Consider the following 1,145-nt stretch of genomic DNA (forward strand, 5'->3'; position numbering starts at 1 on the left):
GCACAGCATTTCAAACAGCTCGCGCGCGTCGGTGGTGGGCGCGCCCCATTCCTTGTCGTGATACTCGAGATACAACGGATCGGCCGTCACCCAACCGCAACGTTCGTCTGCCATCCTGACTGTCCTTATGCTGTGTTTATGAACAGTAATCATCGCTCGAAGCGCCGAACTTGGCAAGCCTCTGATTGTTTTGTCATCAGCCCGCTTGACGTGGTGAAAAAGCCGACAATAGTTACTACATGGCCGGTGGAAAACCGGCCAACGATAAAAACGACATTGCCTTCATTTGCAGGCTCTCAGGAGTCGATTCATGCCTCTAAAAATAACGTGCATGCCCCGCCCGGCGGCGCTTGCAGTGGCGTTGCTTTGCAGTATGACCCTTCCGGCTCAGGCGTACGATCAACTGTACGTCTTTGGCGATAGCCTGAGCGATACCGGCAACAACGGCCGGTTCACCTATGACGGCAGTCAGCACCTGCTGTACGACGAAGCGTTGGCGCAACGCATCGGCGCGGCGCTGGTGGCCTCGGACAACGGCGGTGAAAACTACGCCGCCGGCGGCGCCGTGGCGGTGCCGGGCCTGAACCCGGTCGACAACACCCAGGATCAGGTGCAGCGCTACCTGAATCGGGTTAACGGCCAGGCCGATGGCGACGGTTTGTATATTCACTGGATCGGCGGTAACGATTTGGCGGCGGCGGCGCTGAATGCCGCTACCGCGCCCGGCGTGGCCTATAACAGTGCCGCGGCCGCCGCCGCGCAGGTGCATTCGCTGCTGAACGCCGGTGCCGGCACGGTGATCGTGCCGACGGTGCCGAACATCGGCTCCACGCCGCAGCTGATGGAACTGATCATTCAGCAGGCGCTGCCGCCGGTACAGGGGGCGGCGATCCAGGCGGCCTATGCCACGCTTAATTCGGTGGCTACCCCGGACAACGCTTCGCGCACGCAGGCGATCCACGCGGCGTTGGCCGCCGCGGCGAAGCAGGGCAGCGCCATTCCTCAGGTGCAGCAGGCGATCGCCGCGCAGCTTATCGCGGCGTATGACAGCCTGAGCGCGCAGGCCGCTCAGCTGACCGATTTCTATAATCAAAGTGAAGACCGTCTGCTGGCGCAGGGGGGCGGCAATATCGTGCGGGTGGACG

General features: G+C 62.1%; 2 protein-coding genes. One reads left to right on the forward strand and one right to left on the reverse strand.

Features of this window, described 5'->3' with window-relative positions; all coding sequences use genetic code 11:
• On the reverse strand, positions 1-153 hold a 153-nt coding region (locus ACGFU6_RS39305), incomplete at its 3' end, for a DNA-3-methyladenine glycosylase I (RefSeq protein ID WP_393617416.1).
• A gap of 178 nt (positions 154-331) precedes the next feature.
• On the opposite strand from ACGFU6_RS39305, the gene ACGFU6_RS39310 reads away from it, so the two are divergent.
• On the forward strand, positions 332-1,145 hold an 814-nt coding region (locus tag ACGFU6_RS39310), incomplete at its 3' end, for an SGNH/GDSL hydrolase family protein (protein WP_393617414.1).

The organism is Streptomyces sp. NPDC048462 (assembly GCF_043200175.1).
In the GTDB taxonomy this organism is placed as follows: domain Bacteria; phylum Actinomycetota; class Actinomycetes; order Streptomycetales; family Streptomycetaceae; genus Streptomyces.